Source organism: Paenibacillus sp. R-74696, from assembly GCF_055814915.1.
In genome coordinates this window covers 811,972-830,629 of sequence record NZ_JBPULM010000045.1, presented here as the reverse complement: position 1 = coordinate 830,629, position 18,658 = coordinate 811,972, and the positions used below count along the sequence as shown (strand labels likewise).

Sequence of the window (18,658 nt, the reverse complement as noted above, 5' to 3'; positions counted from 1 at the left end):
TGGAGGGGAGGACTCTTAAATGAGTTCTCTCCTTCATTTCTGTCAATAGGCATGCTATGTTAATAAAAGACCAGTGAAAATGGAAGAGGAGCTGTTTTACATTGATTAATGAAAAATTGCCGAAAATTTGGTACGGTGGCGACTACAATCCGGAGCAGTGGGATGAATCTGTTATGGAAGAGGATATTCGTATGTTTAAGCTGGCGGGCATTGATGTGGCGACCGTCAACGTATTTTCGTGGGCGCGTATTCAGCCGGATGAGCATACTTATGATCTCGAATGGCTGGACCGCATCATTGATCGTCTGTACAAGGACGGTATTTATGTCTGTCTGGCGACGAGCACAGGTGCACATCCGGCATGGCTGGCGAAAAAGCACCCCGATGTGCTGCGTGTCGATTATGATGGACGCAAGCGCAAATTCGGCGGACGCCACAATTCCTGTCCAAATAGTCCGGCTTACCGCAAGCTGTCCGAGCGTCTGGCTGGCACGATTGCCGAGCGCTATAAAGATCATCCTGCTGTACTCGTATGGCATGTATCAAATGAATATGGCGGCTATTGCTACTGTGACAACTGCGAGGCCTCATTCCGCGTTTGGCTGGAGCAGCGTTATGGCACGCTCGAGAAGCTGAACAAGGCGTGGAATACGGCGTTCTGGGGCCATACTTTTTACGATTGGGACGAAATCGTTGCTCCTAATTCCCTCAGCGAGGAGTGGGGACATAACCGTACGAACTTCCAGGGCATCTCTATCGACTACCGCCGTTTTCAGTCGGCAAGTATGCTTGCTTGCTACAAGCTGGAATATGAAGCGATTAAGCGGCATTCGCCTAACCTGCAAGTGACGACGAATTTAATGGGTACGTATTCCGAGTTGGACTATTTCGAATGGGCAAAATATATGGACGTCGTCTCGTGGGACAACTACCCGTCGATTGATACGCCGTTCAGCTTGACGGCGATGACGCATGATCTCATGCGCGGCCTCAAAAGCGGCCAGCCGTTCATGCTGATGGAGCAAACGCCAAGCCAGCAAAACTGGCAGCCGTACAACTCGCTTAAGCGTCCAGGCGTTATGAAGCTGTGGAGCTATCAGGCGGTGGCACGCGGTGCGGATACGGTGCTGTTCTTCCAGCTGCGCCGCTCGGTCGGTGCTTGTGAAAAATACCATGGCGCTGTCATTGAGCATGTCGGCCATGAAAATACCCGCGTATTCCGCGAATGCGCCGAGCTGGGCGCTGAGCTGCAGCAGCTGTCTGACCGCATTCTCGATTCGCGCGTGAATTCCAAGGCGGCGATCGTCTATGATTGGGAAAATCGTTGGGCGGTTGAGCTGTCAAGCGGTCCGACTGTTGCGCTTAAATATCTTGATGAGGTGCATAAGTATTATGACGCCTTATTCCAAATGAATGTTCAGACGGATATGATCAGCGTGGAGGAGCAGCTTGATCGTTACGATCTGGTCATCGCTCCGGTGATGTATATGGTGAAGCCGGGCTTTGCGGAGAAGGTTGAAGCTTTCGTTGCGCGCGGCGGCACTTTCGTCACGACGTTTTTCAGCGGCATCGTCAATGAAAATGACATTGTGACGCTTGGCGGATATCCGGGCAAGCTGCGCAAGGTGCTGGGCATTTGGGCAGAGGAAATCGATGCTCTGCTGCCGGGCCAGCATAATGACATTGTGCTAAATAAACCGCTTGGAGCGCTTGAAAGCGGGACATACTCCGGCAGTGTTTTATGCGATCTGATTCATACGGAAGGCGCTGAGGTGGTTGCTGAATATGGCTCCGAGTTCTATAAAGGCATGCCTGCGGTAACGGTTAATTCGTTCGGCGAGGGCAAAGCCTGGTACGTGGCAACGAGCCCGGACAAAACGTTCCTGCAAGGCTTCATGGCCCATTTATGCGAGGCCGCCGGCATTGAATCGCTGCTTGCCACTCCAGACGGCGTTGAAGTGTCGCAGCGAGCCATTAACGGCAGCACCTTTACGTTCATTTTGAATCATAATGCGGAAGCGGTGCAGCTTTCGGAGCTGCCTAGCACGTTCACGAAAGAGCTGCTGAGCGGAGAAGCTGTAAACGGATCGCTTGCAATTGGGGCGAAAGGCGTAGCGATTTTGGAAAGCTAGGCAGCAGCCAACACAACAGCAGCGGACAAGCTCCGCATTTGCCCCTGCCCGCATATGCTGAACGTATAGAAGCATAGCTATAGGGAGGGCCGCCTATGAAGAAAGCAAATGCATTAAGCAGTCGCAAGCAGCTGGAGCTGATTTTGCTCGTGCTGGCGCTGTATGTGCTGCTCGTTCTGCTGTTGATTTTGTTATTATTTTAAGCTGGATGTCCGTGCTAGCTGGCGGGATGGAAATAAGAAGGGGTATTCGACTGTTTTAGCTGAGGCTAAAGCGGGCGGATGCTCTTTTTTAAGTATGTTATAGGAAAGGCAGCAATTCTATTAATGAATTAACCATATAATCTGGTGAAAAGTTCGGTGGCAACTCTTTATTTTTTCGATTAATCCAAGCGACCTTAATTCCTGCGTCTTGTGCACCCGCAACATCGCTAGTCAGGGAATCACCAACATGTAAAACCTCTATGGGTTTAAGATTATAGGACGTTAAGGCCTTCTGAAACATCTCAGGTCTTGGCTTATAAGATTTTACGTCCTCACTAGTAATAATGTGCTCGAATGATAAACCATTATGATTGATGGCAGATTGAATGTCATTTTTATCAATATTTGAAAGAATGATTATGGGTATACGGATGCTCTCCAAAAATATCTTTGCATCCTCAAATAGTTGAGCGGATTGCCAGTGATTAAATAAAATTTCGCTTAGTTCTCGAGGATTTTCAGACGACTTATAAAAGGCTATTGTCTCCTCTAAGGAAATAAGCTCGATTTCACGCTGGGCTTTAAAATGATCACCGTAAGAGGATTGGAAAATTTCAGAAAAAGAGAGCCACCAATATTTACCTATGTCTCTTGCAGTAGTTTGAGTTGATGTCGTTCCCAAGATTCTTTTGCAAATATCCTCAATAAAAATATCATCTTCGTGCACGAGTGTACCGTAGAAATCAAGAAATAACGCTTTATACATAAAAAATACGCCCTCTCTTTATTGCGTTATTGTGTTAATACTTTACCATAGTAACGTAGCGAAAAGCTTTTGTACACCATTTCCTATCGTTAGCCAAACATGCCGCAGGAAGTGCCACAGATCATGGAAGTGAATCACTTTTTTTTCGAAAATAAGCTTCGTCCATACCGATGAATCGGAAACTGCAAGTGCGGTCTTCATGCTGCATACATAATAGCCCCTCCCATGGCAAATAATGAATTTGAACTGATGCGTCCGCGCATCTCGGGTTTAGCTTTTTGCAGCAGGGCATAACGGAAAGGGGGGCAAGCTATGACAGCAAGCAGCTCGGACAAAGGAAAATATAAGAAGATGGCGATGTCATCAAAGGAATACCAGAACTTTGCCAAAACGCGGGAGCCTTCCCGCTCCATAGGAACGAATTGTTTGAAAGCCTTTATTATTGGTGGCGGAATTTGTGTGCTGGGTCAGGTGATTCAGGAGCTGTTTATGCATTTGCTCCATATGAAAGCGGAGGATGCGAGCAATCCAACGGTCGCTGTGCTCATTATCATTTCCGTTATTTTGACGAGCATTGGCGTGTACGATAAAATCGCCCAGTGGGCAGGAGCAGGCACCGCTGTGCCCGTCACAGGCTTCGCCAATTCGATGTGCTCGGCGGCGCTGGAGCACCGTGCTGAAGGGCTGGTCCTTGGCGTTGGCGCGAATATGTTCAAGCTGGCGGGCTCCGTAATCGTGTTTGGCGTCGTGGCGGCCTTCGTCGTGGGCATCGTCCATCTCATTCTCGGCACAGGAGGGCAATAATATGCTGCGCGGCAAACAGACCTGGTGGTTCGAGAAGCGTCCCGTCATTATCGGCGCGGCAACGGTAGTGGGGCCAGAAGAAGGTGACGGCCCGCTGGCTGAGGATTTTGACCTTGTGCATCCTGAGCTGGATATGCAGCAAAAAACCTGGGAGAAGGCCGAGCGGCTGCTGCTGGAGCAGGCTGCGGACTTTGCGCTCCAGCATGCCCGAATAGACAAGGAAATGGTGCAGTTTTTTGTCGGCGGCGATTTAATGAATCAAATTATAAGCAGCAGCTTTGCAGCGCGGTCGTTGGGCATTCCTTATCTTGGCGTCTTCGGCGCCTGCTCGACTTCAATGGAATCGCTATCGATTGCCGCTATGCTCGTCAACTCCGGCTCTGCCGATTATGTGCTGGCGGGCACATGCAGCCATAACTGCACAGCGGAGAAGCAGTTCAGATACCCGACGGAATATGGCTCGCAGAAGCCGCCGACGGCACAGTATACCGTTACTGGCGCTGGAGCAGGACTCGTTGCCGCTTCGGGGGACGGTCCGACCATCGAGTGTGCCACGATCGGCAAAATCGTCGATCTTGGCATCACCGATCCATTTAATATGGGCGCTGCGATGGCGCCAGCAGCCGTCGATACGATTCAAGCACATTTTAATGATACGGGCCGTTCCCCGAGCGATTATGACCTAATCGTAACAGGCGACCTTGCTGGTGTAGGGCATCCGCTCGCCAATGAGCTGCTGCTGCAAAATGGCGTGCCAATGAATGACACGGTATTTGGCGATTGCGGCCTAATGGTGTACGATGTGAACCGCCAGAAGGTGCAGGCGGGCGGCAGCGGCTGCGGTTGCTCGGCAGTTGTTACCTACGGCCATTTGCTTAAGCGGCTCGCAAGGGGCGAGCTTAAGCGCATATTGGTCGTTGCAACGGGAGCGCTGCTGTCGCCGCTTTCATTCCAGCAAGGCGAGAGCATTCCCGGCATTGCGCATGCAGTCGCTATTTGCGGAAAGGAAGGGTAAGGCGATGATTTTTTTATGGGCATTTCTAGTTGGCGGCGCTATTTGCGTCCTAGGGCAAATTATGTTCGATGTATTCAAGCTAACCCCGGCGCATACGATGGCAACACTGGTCGTTATTGGGGCGGTGGTGGATGGAATCGGCTTATACGAGCCGCTCGTTGCCTTCGCTGGAGCAGGAGCGACGGTCCCGATTACGAGCTTCGGCAATGCGCTGGTGCACGGGGCTTTGACCGAGCTGCATGACCAAGGCTGGATTGGCGTTATTTCCGGCATATTTAAAGTGACGAGCTCGGGCATCTCGGCTGCGATTATCTTCTCGTTCCTGGCGGCATTGGTTATTCGGCCAAAGGGGTAATAGACTGGAAAACTGGAGGGTCCTGTGGGATCCTCCAGTTTTTTTTGGAAATTGATGCATTTGTACTTACTTGCTGGACTGCTGTAAAATGGAACTATATGCCTTTATCCATCTTGATACGCTGCGGGAGGTTATTCATATGGAAACGCGACAGGTTGACATGCAATTATGCGCATCTATTCTTACTAATCTAAATCATAGTATTTTGGGAAAACAAGAGCAAATTGAAAGGCTAATGATTGCCGTGATCGGCGGTGGGCATGTGCTGCTAGAGGACGTTCCCGGCACGGGGAAGACGCAGCTCGTAAAGGCGCTGGCCCGTTCAATCGGCGGCCAGTTCAGGCGCATTCAGTGCAATCCGGATTTGCTGCCTACTGATATAACTGGCGTATCCATTTATCATCCGAAGCAGGAGGAGTTTTTGTTCAGGCCAGGTCCGGTCATGACCAATTTGCTGCTGGCTGACGAGATCAATCGGGCGACGACCAAAACCCAATCTGCGCTGCTGGAAGCGATGGAGGAGGGCCATGTGACGGTAGACGGCGACACGTACGCGCTGCCTCATCCGTTTATGCTGCTTGCCACGCAAAATCCGATTGAGTTTGAAGGTACTTATTTGCTGCCCGAAGCGCAGCTTGACCGTTTTATGATGAAGCTTTCGCTCGGCTATCCCAGCGAGGAAGACGAGCAGAAGATGATTATGGGCAGCGAGGTGCGGCTGCTGCCGGAGAGCCAGATTGCCCAAATTGCCGATGTGGACGATATGATCCGCATTCAGCAGCAGGTGCAGGCGGTCCATATGGATGAGGCCGTGGCAAAATATTTGGTCAGCATTGTCAGAGCTACGCGCGAGCATCCCGGCATTCAGCTTGGCGCCAGCCCGCGTGCTGCGCTTTCGTTTGCCAGGGCAGCCAAAGCAGCTGCTTATTTGGATCAGCGCAGCTTTGTTACGCCTGATGATGTGAAGAAGCTTGCTTCGCATGTGCTGTCTCACCGGCTGTCCTTGCATACGGAGGCTAGAATGAACGGCCACAAAGCGAGCGAACTGGTAGATCAAATCATGGAACAGGTAAGAGTGCCGGTGAGATTGGAGCGCTGATATGGAAATGCTGACGCTCAGCCTGCAACGCAGACGACTGCTCATAAGCGCGTTCCTGTATGGAGGAGCGCTGCTATATTTATTATTTCAAGGCGGCAAAACGGCCGTGATGTTGTTCGTTATTATGAATGGGCTGCTGCTTTATTTGATGTTAGGGCGCTTTAGCGGCATTAGTCAAGTAAGCGGCACCCGAAGCTTACGCAAATCGGACGGCGGCCATGGCGATTACGCGCTGGCGGCCGGAAGCTGTCTTACGGTCAAGCTTTCGGTGAAGGTGCCCGGTTATTATCCGATACCGTTTGTGCTGGTCCATGATCAATTGCTGCGCAACAATGGACAAGCGCTGCAATTCGAATCCTCCTTTGTGCCGAATTTTAAGCGTTCCGGCGAAGTGCTGTATACGACACCTCCACTGCAGCGCGGTGAATACCGTTTCGGAGCTACCGTATGCTCCTCCCATGACGTATTCGGGCTGTTTGAGCATTCGGGCAGCTTTATGGAGGAATCGGTGTTCAGCGTCATGCCCCAAATTGTCCCCCTGCGCCAGCAGCGAGGTCTGCAGCTTGGTGCACGCGGACCTTACTCCCACGCTATCGCTTCGCGCTCGGCGAAGGAGACGACGCAAATCAATGGCGTTCGCGAATATGTGCCTGGCGACCGCTTGTCGCGGATTCACTGGCATGCGACGGCGCGCACGGGGCATTGGAAGTCCAAGGAGTTTGAGCGGGAGTCGCTGCCACGAACGCTCATTATTATCGACCGCGAGGCCAAGGCGTACAGCGGGGCGCGTGCAGAGCGCTTTGAGCTCGCGGTATCAGCGGCCGCTTCGCTCATTGAAAGCGGCGGACGAGGCGACACGGCTATGGGACTGCTGTCTGCCGGATCGCAGCGGGCCATCTTCCCGCCTAAGTCGGGTGCCGACCAACGGGGCGCGATTATGCAGCATTTAACGGCGGTGAATGCAGATGCGGAGCAGCCTTTATTTCAGACGCTGCTTGCGTCGGAGTCGCTGCTTGATTCGGGATCCATCGCGCTTGTTATTTCCGCAGCACCCGGCAAGGAGGCGAGCACGAGCTTGGAATGGCTCGCACGCAAAGGGCTAAAGCCTTGCCTGCTCCATATTGCGGACGTGGGCGGCCTAGCTGCAGCGATGAACCAAGACTGGCAGAAGCTGCTGCGCGCCCGAGGCTGGCCGGTATTCACACTTACGCAGCTGCCTGAGCTGCCGGCTGTGCTTGAAGGAGGCGGCGGAGCATGAGAAGCGGAATGAATAGATTGAAAGAATATGCCGCATTCGAGTGGTATGGGCGAATATCGCGGATCATTATTATTTTTTCGTTGATCAATTCGATTGCGGTTTTTGAAAACTATTGGTGGAAATCTACGTTTACCTGCATTTATATGACGCTGCTGCTTGCGGGTGCAGTTGACGTCTTGCTTCCTGCGATGAGGCGCAGGCTGCGGATGCCGCTCCAGCTGCTGCTCATCGTCGTATCAACATGGATAGTGGTAGGCGCATCTCCCAGCTTTTCCGGCTCAGAGGAAGGCGTGCGGAAAATCGCCGCTATTCTTTGGAGCCTGCTGCTCCAATTCCACCCCTATATTTGGTTTAGCTTGGCTATGCTTGCGATGTATGGGCTGTTCAGTGTCTGGACGACGTCACGTATTCGCATATTCGGATTTATTGGGGCGAATTTGCTCGTTTTGACCGTAGCCGATTCGTTTACCCCAATTTGGCTTTGGGACAATGTGGCTTGGGTCGTATTGCTGGGGCTCATATGGCTGGCAGCGGGGCATTTGCATCATTTTCAGCGTCACCATCCAGGAAGCTGGAAGGAGCTGCTGCATTATCCCTTGCAATTATTTATGCCTATCGCGGCGGTGCTTGCGCTGCTGATGGCCGCAGGCCTGATTATGCCATCGATTTCGCCCGTACTGCGGGACCCGTATACGATATGGAAAGAATCGAAGGGCGAGAAGGTCAATGTTTTTTTAGGCGAAAAAGGCTCGGATCCGGGAGGGGTAACGCTGGATACAAGCTCCGGCTACGGGCGTGATGATGACCAGCTTGGCGGCGGCTTTAACTTCGATTATTCGCCAGTCATGACGGTTGCAAGCTCCCATCGGAGCTATTGGAGAGGGGAAACAAAATCGTTTTATACCGGCAGCGGCTGGCTGGAGCTGGATGAAGGAGCGGAGCCTAACAACGTCAATCAGCTGAAAAAGGAGCAGGAGCTTTCCCTGCCGTATGATCGCAAGCTGGCAGATACGATTGAAGTGGAGCAGACGGTGACGATGATTCGTAAAGACCAGTATCCCGTTTTATTTGCGGCCGCTCCGATTAACCGAATTCACTGGATCAATGATCCGGAAGCGAATTTGTCCTACCGGCTCACCTGGGCTCCTGACGATCAGGAGCTGCGTTTTCCATTGCAGGGGAGAGGAAGGCAGCCATTTCCGGAATCATACTCTGTTGTTTCCACTGTTCCCGTGCTGGATGAAGCGAAGCTCCGCAGCACCGATGCGCGCTTAGATAGCTCTAGTGAACAGGAGCATTATACACAGCTTCCAGATCAATTGCCTGACGAGCTCATGCAGCTTGCCGAGGAATTGACTAAAAATGCGACTAATGACTATGATCGGGCAAAAATGCTGGAATCGTATTTGCGTTTGAATTTTGCCTATACGAATGAGCCTGATCTGGGCAAGCTGACGGGTGATTCTGACGATTTTGTCGCCCAGTTTCTGTTTGAAATTCAGGAAGGCTACTGCGATTATTTTTCTACGGCTATGGCGGTGCTGGCCCGTTCCGTCGACCTGCCTACGCGCTGGGTGAAGGGATTTGCGCCAGGTGCTTTGCCTGCCCTTGGGGCGGATGCAATGGATCGCTTCGATATGGATACGTTTCTGCAGGGTGAAGGCACGTATACCGTTCGCAATTCCGACGCCCATTCTTGGGTGGAAATTTATTTTGATGGTTATGGCTGGGTTTCCTTTGAGCCGACGGCAGGATTTGCTTTCCCTTATACAATTGCCGGAGAAGATGCGGCAGCGCCTACACCAGAAGTAGAAGAGGACACGGATGAGGCGGATAAGGCGGCAGCTGCCGAAAAAACAGATGTTTCGTACAAAGGTTTTTATATTGCAGGTATTTCCCTGCTTGTATTATTGCTGGCGGTTAGCTTAATTGTACGCCGTCAAGCGCTGAAGGCAGCGTGGCTGCGCTTCCGGTTCCGCTCCTATACGGCGAATGACCGCATCGTATGGGAAACGGAGCGCCTGCTCCGCGTTTGCCGGAGGAAGGGGCTAAAGCGCTCCGAGCATGAGACGCTGCGGGAAGCCGTGCAGCGCTTTGCGCAGCAGCGTACAGATATTCGCAGCGAGCTCACTCAGCTGCTGAACGATTTTGAACGAGCCAAATACAGTGGCACAGCGGCAACGCCAGAAGAGGCGGAGCAGTTTGTGAACAAAGTAAAGCATGTTATTTCGCTATTATAATGAATAGCTTTTAACCCACTATAATGGACACTCTATGCTGCGCTTTTTGAACAATAACTTTTGACTGTTCAGTGAAATTGTGACTAATTAAAATATTGGAAACTAGTTTTAAGATGCAATTATAAAGTTGTTACAAATTTTCCTAATATGCCTTGACAAGAGAAACACGGATAACAATGAAGAAGGTGAAATGTGGCTGGTAAGCAGGTTGTATTTAAACCCGATGAAATGAAAAATCTCCAGCGGAAAATGATTCAGATTGGCGAAGAAACGGAAAGGCTTCGCCGACAGGTAAGTGGGAAGATAGCAAGCTGGGATCGCCCCTTGCCGGTGCTGGGGAACCTGGAGCAGATTCAGAGGCAGCTGACGAGTTTGACGCAGGAAGCGGAGCAGATGACGGAAGTGATCAGCAAAGCGCTGAAGGGCATAGAACGGGTGCAGGCGGAAGCGGCGCAGGAAGCGAAACAGCTGGCGAAGGGGCTCAGCGGACTGGAGCGTTTTGACCTGTTGAAGCGGGTGGGGACGACAGGTGGCGGCAGCTACACACCCGTGCCCGTGCCCTTCCGTCCGATGGTAACAAATCTAATCGACCGTATATTGCCGCAAGCCAGCCGAGACCGCTGGTCGAGCGATCCGTTGGTGAAGGAGCTGCGGCGGGTCGCGGGCCTGCAAGGAGCGACGGCGGCAGAGAAGCTGGATGCGGAAATGAAGCTGGAGGCGATCTTCGCCGAGCGGGATCTAATTGCGAAGGCGCAGACAGCGTATGCGGTGTACAAGCAGTTCGGGAATCATCTGATGATGGCAGAAGTGCATAAACAGGCGGAGATCAGCCGGGAGAAACTGAAGGAACTTGGCGTAGCAGAGAGCTATTTTGCCCCGAACGTCAATATGACGAGCTATTTCAAGCAGGTGCCGCTGCTGGCGTGTGACTATGATCCCTCCTTTGCGCTGGAAGGGGATCTGACGACACGGGTACCGCTGCCGGACAACGCCCGCTATTTGTTTATGGTGATGATGGCGCAAACGCAGGGTCCGACGGGTGAACTGACGAGGGTGCAATTGAAGGAAATTCATGCGCTGCAGCAAACGATTCGAGACGCTGCGGTCGGACTAGTAACGGATGTGCAGCAGGGGCAAGTGAAAAGCGGTCTGCTGAACGTGCTGACGATTTTACAGAGCATGCAGGCATTAAGTAAGTATGATCCCCCGGCAAAGGAAGTCGTCGTCGAGGAAAAGCCGGGCGTGCTGGAGAAGTTTGGGCAGGATGCGATGCGGACACTTGAAATCCTCTGGTCGAATCTGAAGGATCAAGGAAAAGTAGAAGGAGCAGCGATAAAGGAAACGGGGAATAGCATCGTTGCAATCCTGACGGATTTATATAATGCCCATGCAGATCGTGCAAGCAAGGGTGGCGATTCCTTCTATGACTTTTTAAATCAAGCGACAATGGGACTTGCAAGTGTGCCTGGAGGGTTATGGAAGGAGTTAGGTGCACGAGAAGCGAGTAAGAATGAGTCGCTGTCTGCGTATGTTGATTATGTAACGTCAGGCTTATCAGGGATGCTACAGGGAGCTTTTGCTCCCAATGATCCGAATTCCAAGGAGCATGTACTGAATGTACTCGGAGTTTTAAGCCTGCTGTTTCCGATAAAGGGAAAAGGGACAGGAGGGCTAGAACCAACCGTTCCGAAAAGCCCAGAGGTCAAACCGGAAGGTGCAGGAAGTGGCTTTGAAGTAGGATTTGGCAATCAGCTTGTGACCCCTGATGGTATCCAATTCATGGATGCTTTTCCCAACGACAAGTCACCAATCGAAGTCCCAAAAACGGACGTGCAGAAGCGATATCTGGAAGAGATGGAGCGACTGAAACGAGAGACTGAGGGGACAGGTATAGAAAAAGGAAATAGGGAAGTATTGGACAAGATGTCATCCATGTCTGCCATGTATAAATCTAATTTGGCATATGATTGTTCTGAGATTGCAGAGGATTTAGCCCAAGCTGCAGGTGGTAAAGGGGAGATTTTTACAATAAAGCCCTTGGAAAAATTCGGAACTATCATGGTTGAAGAATATGGAGAGATGAAAATCTTTATTTATCATACTGTATACTCAGATGGAAAATATATTTATGATCCTCGTCTTAGCGAAAGTCCTATACCAATCAAGGATTATATGGATAATATAAGTAAAGAGAATGATGGACAGATTTTAGTAAGTAAGAAGACATTAAAGTGAGGGTGAAAAAAATGACATTAAAAAGTATATATTTATTGGAGAAAGAAGAGGTGGAGCAGCAGGATTTAATGGCTTATACCCTAGCTAAATTAGGTTCATTTGAATGGTACAGAACGTCAATGTATACCCCTAGTAATATTTATGCTGCTCCTGCAGGTTTTTACTTTAGATTTCACGAAAATAAAGATATGTATGAGTTATTAGATAAATGTATTGAAACTTATCACGGCAGACTTAATTGGTGCATTCATCTTAGCCAAAGTACAAGAAACAAAAACTATATTATTGAGCCAACTAAGATATACGAAGTCAAATTAAATAAAGAATATTTGGAAACCTATAATCTAAGAGAAATACTTGGAGAGAGTTACGTCGGTTTATGCGAACAGGCAATTTCCGATATTCCCCTATTATGCAAACATATTGAAGACTGGTTTCAATTAGAAAAGAAACCACTTCATCTGCCAACACCTCCACAATAGAAATATTAATAAGGGCATTATCCCATGTAATTAAGTTGGTGGGGAACGAATACACCCATTATTCAACCTATAACGCATGTAACCCAAGTAATAAGCCACAATGCGAGTTGAACTGTAACCTCATTTATGGAAAGTGTTAAAAAACGGTATTGAAGCCTTAAGCAGCTAGGAGATGACTTCTGAATTCATCAAGGCCACTGAAAAACTTACGTTTATAATTTGTTAAGATTTGTTTTAAATCAAAAAGGCGAAATTTCGTTCACATTGGAACGGAATATCGCCTTTCTCTTAATTCTTTTACTTTTAATCTTTCATGAGTGTAATGATTCGCTTGAGATTAACAGAAAATATGGCCATGGCACCTTGCATTTGCATGCCAACAAGACCCGAGGACGATGCAACATCATACCCGTGTCTATGCTTGAGTTCACTGTTTTTCGCTTCAATTTTATAACGTTCTTTCGATTTCTCTTTGAAATTATCACTATTTTGAAATGCCTCATGTTCCTTATGTTCGGTCGATTTGATGGTTGCAGAATAGGTTTTACTTTTCGCACCTTCTTTATAGCACCCGTCTTTCATTGGGCATACTTTGCATTTTTCAATGTCAAACATGTAGGTATTCTTTTGGTTATTATTCATACCTTTCTTACCTGTACGCGCTCTTTGAATCGCCATATGTCCAGCTTTATAAACGTACATACCTGCATCTTTATTAAACTCAAATACCTCTTCTTTTTTACGAGTTCCTTGTGTGATATTAGGGTTTAATTTTGATATTAATTGTAATTCGTTGTGATTGGCATACTGAATATTATCTTTTTCAGAATAGGCTGTATCTCCAATGACGGTATCGATCTTCATACCTGTGTCACGACTTTTTTCAATGAGCGTTTGAAGTTGTTTTCCAGCGTTTTCTCACCCGTCGTAATCACCGCAGCTGTAATGATTCGTTCTTCATTCATAGCAAGATGTGTTTTGTAGCCAAAGAACGAGGAGTCTGCTGTTTTGTGACCTATGCGTGCATCTGGATCATTACTGAGTTGAAGGTGCTCATGGTGATCAGCCACGATTTCTTTTAAGTAGTTCAGCTTTTCTTTCACCTTTGGGTATTCACGAAGGGATTCTTCTTGTTCCACCGCATCTATAACTTTTTGGCAATAGTCCCGTTCATCAGATAATTCGTTCGTCGTTATTTTCGATGGGAATTTATCCTTCATTTTTTCATCGATCTCGTAAACGGATTTTCTCAACAACTTAGACTTTTGCATTAATATTTCTCTGGGGGACAGCTGATTAAATCGTGCTTTCGTATGGGTGGCATCCACAATAATTGCGCTGCTTTTGATGATTTCTTTTTTCAACGCGATCTCTACGGTCTTTTGAATAAGTATGTCGAGCAGGTTCACATCTTTCAAGCGAAGCTTGCGAAACTTCGTTAGTGAACTAGGATTAATGACTTCATCTTCAGGGGCCATATCTAAAAAATACTTGAAGGACAAGTCATATTTGGAACGTTCTACAACGTCCATATCGGAGACATCGAAAATGGATTTCAACAATAGGTATTTGAACATTCGGATGGGGGGCACTGCATGGCGACCATTGTCGAGGCAGTATTTATCCTGTAATTCTATATGAACAAATGAAAAATCTACGAGATCATTGATTTGACGAAGCATATTATCTTTAGGTACCACGATATCGTATATGGCCATAAATGGACTAAGGTTAAGAGATTGTTGGTTTGAAATCATCCGAGACACCACCTGAAATTAATCATTTAATTATACAGGAAAACAGGATACCCCTCCTCAAAAAAATGAGGAGGGGTATCCTGTTTATCGATGTTGGACTTTTTCAGTGGCCTCGATGAATTCAGAAGTCATCTCCTAGCTGCTTAAGGCTTCAATACCGTTTTTTTAGCACTGTCCATAATTGAGGTTACAGTTCAATTATCCAGACCCAGATTTTAATCCTGAAGTATAACAATGAGGTGAACATATAATGAATGAAAGATTTGAATCCACTAGAGAACAAATTATGAATATAGACTGGTCAAACGAAGAATCTGATAAACCCTCACATGCAGTTCTTCTTTTTGAATTCTATAGGAGAAGGGCGATTTTTTTAGATCACCTTTCAATTGAAACTGCTCAGAGACGTGCTTTTTTTAGTGCTGCCAAAGAAAGTGAGATTGAATTACCTATTGACATTGAAGCAATGTGTCCTGAATTAGAACTAATAAAAAATGAATGGCTAGTAAAATGGACTTGTTTATTTAGTTTAGAATGGGCTTACCTAATTGACCGGAAAATACCTATTACACTTAAATTTCATGATATGTACATTCCAATAATTGAATTATTTAAAAGGGGTGGGAGGGTTAGGTATCACCATGCGGATATTATATGTGGAAAAATTGGAAGATCCCGTATACCGAGTAGTAGCCTAAGTGAGTATGAATCAAGAGACATTAGTAATGAAGTGCTTGATATAATGGATAACGCTTGGTACTATAAGCAGTTAGATATGAATGTTTTTTTTGATATCTTAAATACTAATGAACAAAGTGCTGAAGAAATCGCTTCGCAATTATTTGAACGATTAAAAAACTCTAAATTCACTTTAGGAGAGAGTGTGATTGTTCAAACTATTTTGGGAGAATTATTACTTGATAATGATATTTTTGCAATTGAGTATCTTAAAAATGTAGAAAGTGAACTTTTGACATATAAAATGAGCGAACTAAATACATTGTTACCTGAATCAGAGAAAAAAGATTTGTCTATGCGAATTCATGATTTGTTAATCAGGCTTCAAGGTGTTTAATATGAGTAATTTCAAGGTAGTATTTATGTAATTAAATATAGGGATCTCCTTTTTTGAATCTCACAGTTTAATCAACAATGCCACAATACGTGCTAACCAACGTGTTGTGGTTTTTTTTATATGACGTCACCGACGGTTCATCTAATTTAAGATTACAACTGAGGGGACGGGTAATATATCCTACAACGAAGGCGCTTTATCAGAAATGAACGCAATGCATCAGACCTATAAGGATTACCCTGGTATCGATTGTTCTGAAATAGCAGAAGATCTTTATAAAGCGTCTGGTGGTAGAGGGAAAATATACAATATACAACCTAAGAACTCGGAGCTCAATAAAATGGGAATGGAGAACTTGTATAAAGTAACTCCAACTGAATCTAATATGATGAAAGGGTATGCATATGGGAAACAGGAAGAGTATTTGTATCACAATATATATAGTGATGGTGTTTATGTGTACGATCCAAGATATAGTGCTACGCCTGTTCTTAAAGATGATTATTTTAAAGTACTAAGTGAAATTAATCCAAATGGACTTAATGTTTATGAAGTAAAACCGTAGGAGATGGTACCATGACAAATATTGATGATTACTCAACATTATTAGCTGATTGTTTGTTAAGTAAATTTCCATTAGCACAAATCCGAAGGCAAATGTACCATATTGATGATACTTATGCTTATATCCCTCACTTAACATTTTTTTTAGAAGAAATTGATGAGGCCTGTAACATTTATGAAAGGTTGGGAGAATGTATTGAACGATTTGAAGGTAATTTAAAATGGATAATGTGCAAGTACATACCTTCAAGAAAAAATTATGTGATTGCTCCTCATGCATTTTTTGAAGAAGATTCAATGAAAAAAAAGACTCCAATTCCAGTGTCGATAAGTAGAATGTTGGAAATTTCTAATTATCAAGAAATATGTGAGCTCACAATAAAAGATATTCCATCTTTAGTTAGTCACATAAATAAAAGTTTTTAGTGAGCGGAATTTAACTTTGTGAAGTGGTGGCTACTGTGCTTAAGCCCCTTCCAGTTCCATGTGCTACCCGTATAAAGATTTCTTCATTTCGGTTGTACGCACATCAAATGCTTTAATTTTACAACCTAAATAACGCTATTCCGTTACATTGAACAGGTCTATTATGGTCAGATACCACCATGATTGACCTGTTTTTTGTTATGTTCGCTTTCTTGCAGTTTTTTCGAAATTCTGCGCAAACTTAGATTACTCCGCCCCGATAGGGAGGATGAGAAGCTAAACAATAGCACTTTTAAGTAGGTTGGGTACGAGTGCGATATGGAACATAGCAATTTCTCCTCGGTGTCAGGATGGTTGTGGTGAATACTTTTTACTACAACGAGAACACTTTGTCTCTATTCATTTTGATTTTACAGTTTACTGGAAGTGAATTTGCTCATTTATATCTATTAAGAAGGAAAAATTCAGCCTGCCGCTGCCCAAGCAATGGACAGCGGTATTTTTTTGCAACAAAATCGTTTTTTATGTTATAGTTTCGTAAGATAGCAGGAGAATAGCAAAGGGGTTTAACGCTTATGTTCAAGAAACTGTTGCCACATATGCGTGTGGATACGGTTTATGATATTCAATTAGATGAGCTGCATAAGAATGGAATTCGCGGCATTATTACGGATCTGGATAATACGCTTGTGGGAGCGCGGGTGCCGCTTGCAACGCCCGAGCTGGTCAAATGGCTGGACGATGTCCGTGAGCGCGGCTTTAAAGTCGTTATCGTATCGAATAATAATGTAACCAGAGTGTCCAAATTTGCAATGCCTTTGAACATTCCGTTTATTCATGCTGCGCGCAAGCCGGCTAACACGTCGTTTCGCAAAGGGCTAAAGGTATTGGAGCTGAAAGCGGAAGAGACGGTAGTCATTGGCGATCAGATGCTGACGGATGTGCTGGGCGGCAATCGAATGGGATTATATACGATTCTTGTAGCGCCAATTGCTCCTGCTGATGAAGGAATCATGACCCGGGTCAACCGCCGAATTGAGCGTATCGCCAAATCGAGCCTTGGCAAAAATGGGTTATGGAATGAGGGGGAGAAGAAGTGAAGGAAGAGCAGCTTAGTCTGGCAGCACAGTCTTGTGCGGGCTGTGGCGTAAAACTGCAAACGGAAAATGCAGAGCTTCCTGGCTTTGTGCCAGAGCAGGCAGTAGTAAGGGAGCCGGCCATATGCCAGCGTTGTTTCCGTATTCGCAATTATAATGAAGCATCGTCGGTGACGGTGGACCAAAATGAGTTTCTGAAGCTGCTCAGCAGCGTAGCAACAACGGACAGCCTCGTTGTGCATATTGTTGATTTGTATGATTTTGAGGGCAGTTTGATTTCGGGCCTGCAGCGCTTTGTAGGCAACAATCCCGTGCTGCTGGTCGTCAACAAAGTCGATTTGCTGCCAAAATCAATGAACCTGAACCGTCTCCGCAACTGGGTGCAGCAGCAGGCGAAGAGCGAGGGGCTGCGTACGCTGGATATCGTGCTGTGCAGCGCCAAGCGCAACATTGGTTTCGAGCATGTTATTGAGGCGCTTGATCGTCACCGTAAAGGGCGCGATGTGTATGTGGTCGGCGCAACCAACGTTGGCAAATCTACGCTGATTAATCGCTTGATTAAAGATTACAGCGATTTGGAGCGCGAGCTGACGACATCCCGCTATCCGGGAACGACGCTTGATGCTGTACACATTCCGCTGGATGATGACAGGTTCATCATCGATACGCCCGGCATCGTCTATCCGACGCGGATGACGGAAATTGTGCCGCGTGGATTTCTGCAGTCGCTGCTGCCGGACAAGCCGATTAAGCCGCTTGTGTACCAGCTTAATGACCAGCAGACGCTGTTTATCGGCAGCTTGGTCCGTTTTGATTTTGTAGAGGGTGAGCGCCAATCGTTTACGCTGTACATTTCCAATGCGCTGAATGTGCACCGGACGAAGATGGAGCGCGCGGATGCGCTTTATGAGGATCATCAGGGCGAGCTGCTCGGCGGACCTTCTCGCGAAGAGCTTGCCGAGATGCCGGCATGGACGCGCCATTCGCTACGCGTGCCGCGGGGAGCGAGGAAGGATGTATTCATCTCTGGCCTAGGCTGGATTCAGGTGAACGGGGAGGCAGGCGCCTTGCTCGATTTATATGCCCCGAAAGGCATCAAGGTGCTGCTAAGGGATTCATTGATTTAACGGCTATGATGGGATAAGCTCGT

The 18,658-nt window shown here is 47.2% G+C and carries 15 protein-coding genes and 1 pseudogene; 14 read left to right on the top strand and 2 right to left on the bottom strand.

The genetic code is table 11. The features are described from left to right. Nucleotides 1-101 precede the first annotated feature (101 nt). Nucleotides 102-2,132, top strand: a complete 2,031-nt coding sequence (locus ACSR9A_RS23935; protein WP_473759972.1) for a beta-galactosidase — start codon at nt 102-104, stop codon at nt 2,130-2,132. A 300-nt stretch (nt 2,133-2,432) separates the two neighbouring features. On the opposite strand, the gene ACSR9A_RS23930 is transcribed toward ACSR9A_RS23935, so the two are convergent. Beyond that, nucleotides 2,433-3,101, bottom strand: a complete 669-nt coding sequence (locus ACSR9A_RS23930; RefSeq protein WP_473759971.1) for an HAD family hydrolase — start codon at nt 3,099-3,101, stop codon at nt 2,433-2,435. A gap of 312 nt (nt 3,102-3,413) precedes the next feature. Between ACSR9A_RS23930 and spoVAC the strand changes: the two genes are divergently transcribed. The 8 genes from spoVAC to ACSR9A_RS23890 all read left to right on the top strand — a co-directional run bounded on the left by spoVAC (nt 3,414) and on the right by ACSR9A_RS23890 (nt 12,589). Beyond that, nucleotides 3,414-3,905, top strand: coding sequence for a stage V sporulation protein AC (gene spoVAC, locus ACSR9A_RS23925; protein WP_473759969.1), 492 nt, complete (start codon nt 3,414-3,416; stop codon nt 3,903-3,905). Between the two features lies 1 nt (nt 3,906). Further along, nucleotides 3,907-4,920: a stage V sporulation protein AD gene (gene spoVAD, locus ACSR9A_RS23920; RefSeq protein ID WP_473759967.1), complete on the top strand. Its 1,014-nt coding sequence runs from the start codon at nt 3,907-3,909 to the stop codon at nt 4,918-4,920. A gap of 4 nt (nt 4,921-4,924) precedes the next feature. Continuing rightward, a complete protein-coding gene (gene spoVAE / locus ACSR9A_RS23915) occupies nt 4,925-5,275 on the top strand; it encodes a stage V sporulation protein AE (RefSeq protein ID WP_473759966.1) in 351 nt (116 codons plus the stop codon). 139 nt (nt 5,276-5,414) lie between these two features. Then, nucleotides 5,415-6,374: an AAA family ATPase gene (locus ACSR9A_RS23910; protein WP_473759964.1), complete on the top strand. Its 960-nt coding sequence runs from the start codon at nt 5,415-5,417 to the stop codon at nt 6,372-6,374. A 1-nt stretch (nt 6,375) separates the two neighbouring features. Beyond that, nucleotides 6,376-7,632, top strand: coding sequence for a DUF58 domain-containing protein (locus ACSR9A_RS23905; protein ID WP_473759962.1), 1,257 nt, complete (start codon nt 6,376-6,378; stop codon nt 7,630-7,632). Next, a complete protein-coding gene (locus ACSR9A_RS23900; protein WP_473759961.1) occupies nt 7,629-9,872 on the top strand; it encodes a DUF4129 domain-containing transglutaminase family protein in 2,244 nt (747 codons plus the stop codon). The genes ACSR9A_RS23905 and ACSR9A_RS23900 overlap by 4 nt, the downstream gene beginning before the upstream one ends. Before the next feature lie 192 nt (nt 9,873-10,064). Next, on the top strand, nt 10,065-12,107 hold the full coding sequence (locus tag ACSR9A_RS23895; protein WP_473759959.1) for a hypothetical protein: 2,043 nt from the start codon (nt 10,065-10,067) through the stop codon (nt 12,105-12,107). Nucleotides 12,108-12,118: 11 nt separating this feature from the next. After that, nucleotides 12,119-12,589 (top strand): hypothetical protein, encoded by a 471-nt coding sequence (locus ACSR9A_RS23890; RefSeq protein ID WP_473759958.1) that lies wholly within the window; start codon nt 12,119-12,121, stop codon nt 12,587-12,589. Between the two features lie 303 nt (nt 12,590-12,892). Here ACSR9A_RS23890 and ACSR9A_RS23885 read toward each other — a convergent pair. Then, a pseudogene (locus ACSR9A_RS23885) lies at nt 12,893-14,346 on the bottom strand (IS1182 family transposase). A 250-nt stretch (nt 14,347-14,596) separates the two neighbouring features. Between ACSR9A_RS23885 and ACSR9A_RS23880 the strand changes: the two are divergent. The 5 genes from ACSR9A_RS23880 to yqeH all read left to right on the top strand — a co-directional run bounded on the left by ACSR9A_RS23880 (nt 14,597) and on the right by yqeH (nt 18,635). Next, nucleotides 14,597-15,421, top strand: a complete 825-nt coding sequence (locus ACSR9A_RS23880) for an Imm3 family immunity protein (RefSeq protein WP_473759956.1) — start codon at nt 14,597-14,599, stop codon at nt 15,419-15,421. A 205-nt stretch (nt 15,422-15,626) separates the two neighbouring features. Then, complete coding sequence (locus ACSR9A_RS23875; RefSeq protein WP_473759955.1) at nt 15,627-15,986, top strand: hypothetical protein; 360 nt, start codon at nt 15,627-15,629, stop codon at nt 15,984-15,986. Between the two features lie 11 nt (nt 15,987-15,997). Then, nucleotides 15,998-16,411, top strand: coding sequence for a hypothetical protein (locus ACSR9A_RS23870; protein ID WP_473759953.1), 414 nt, complete (start codon nt 15,998-16,000; stop codon nt 16,409-16,411). Nucleotides 16,412-16,986: 575 nt separating this feature from the next. Then, nucleotides 16,987-17,511, top strand: coding sequence for a YqeG family HAD IIIA-type phosphatase (locus ACSR9A_RS23865; protein WP_341281992.1), 525 nt, complete (start codon nt 16,987-16,989; stop codon nt 17,509-17,511). Further along, the gene (yqeH, locus tag ACSR9A_RS23860) at nt 17,508-18,635 is read left to right on the top strand and encodes a ribosome biogenesis GTPase YqeH (RefSeq protein ID WP_473759952.1); all 1,128 of its coding nucleotides are present in this window, start codon (nt 17,508-17,510) and stop codon (nt 18,633-18,635) included. The genes ACSR9A_RS23865 and yqeH overlap by 4 nt, the downstream gene beginning before the upstream one ends. Nucleotides 18,636-18,658 lie beyond the last annotated feature (23 nt).

Bases quoted from the DNA above. Each gene is read 5' to 3' on its own strand.
- ACSR9A_RS23930 (WP_473759971.1), bottom strand. From the start codon at position 3,101: ATGTATAAAGCGTTATTTCTTGATTTCTACGGTACACTCGTGCACGAA.
- spoVAC (WP_473759969.1), top strand. From the start codon at position 3,414: ATGACAGCAAGCAGCTCGGACAAAGGAAAATATAAGAAGATGGCGATG.
- spoVAD (WP_473759967.1), top strand. From the start codon at position 3,907: ATGCTGCGCGGCAAACAGACCTGGTGGTTCGAGAAGCGTCCCGTCATT.
- spoVAE (WP_473759966.1), top strand. From the start codon at position 4,925: ATGATTTTTTTATGGGCATTTCTAGTTGGCGGCGCTATTTGCGTCCTA.
- ACSR9A_RS23910 (WP_473759964.1), top strand. From the start codon at position 5,415: ATGGAAACGCGACAGGTTGACATGCAATTATGCGCATCTATTCTTACT.
- ACSR9A_RS23905 (WP_473759962.1), top strand. From the start codon at position 6,376: ATGGAAATGCTGACGCTCAGCCTGCAACGCAGACGACTGCTCATAAGC.
- ACSR9A_RS23900 (WP_473759961.1), top strand. From the start codon at position 7,629: ATGAGAAGCGGAATGAATAGATTGAAAGAATATGCCGCATTCGAGTGG.
- ACSR9A_RS23890 (WP_473759958.1), top strand. From the start codon at position 12,119: ATGACATTAAAAAGTATATATTTATTGGAGAAAGAAGAGGTGGAGCAG.
- ACSR9A_RS23880 (WP_473759956.1), top strand. From the start codon at position 14,597: ATGAATGAAAGATTTGAATCCACTAGAGAACAAATTATGAATATAGAC.
- ACSR9A_RS23875 (WP_473759955.1), top strand. From the start codon at position 15,627: ATGAACGCAATGCATCAGACCTATAAGGATTACCCTGGTATCGATTGT.
- ACSR9A_RS23870 (WP_473759953.1), top strand. From the start codon at position 15,998: ATGACAAATATTGATGATTACTCAACATTATTAGCTGATTGTTTGTTA.
- ACSR9A_RS23865 (WP_341281992.1), top strand. From the start codon at position 16,987: ATGTTCAAGAAACTGTTGCCACATATGCGTGTGGATACGGTTTATGAT.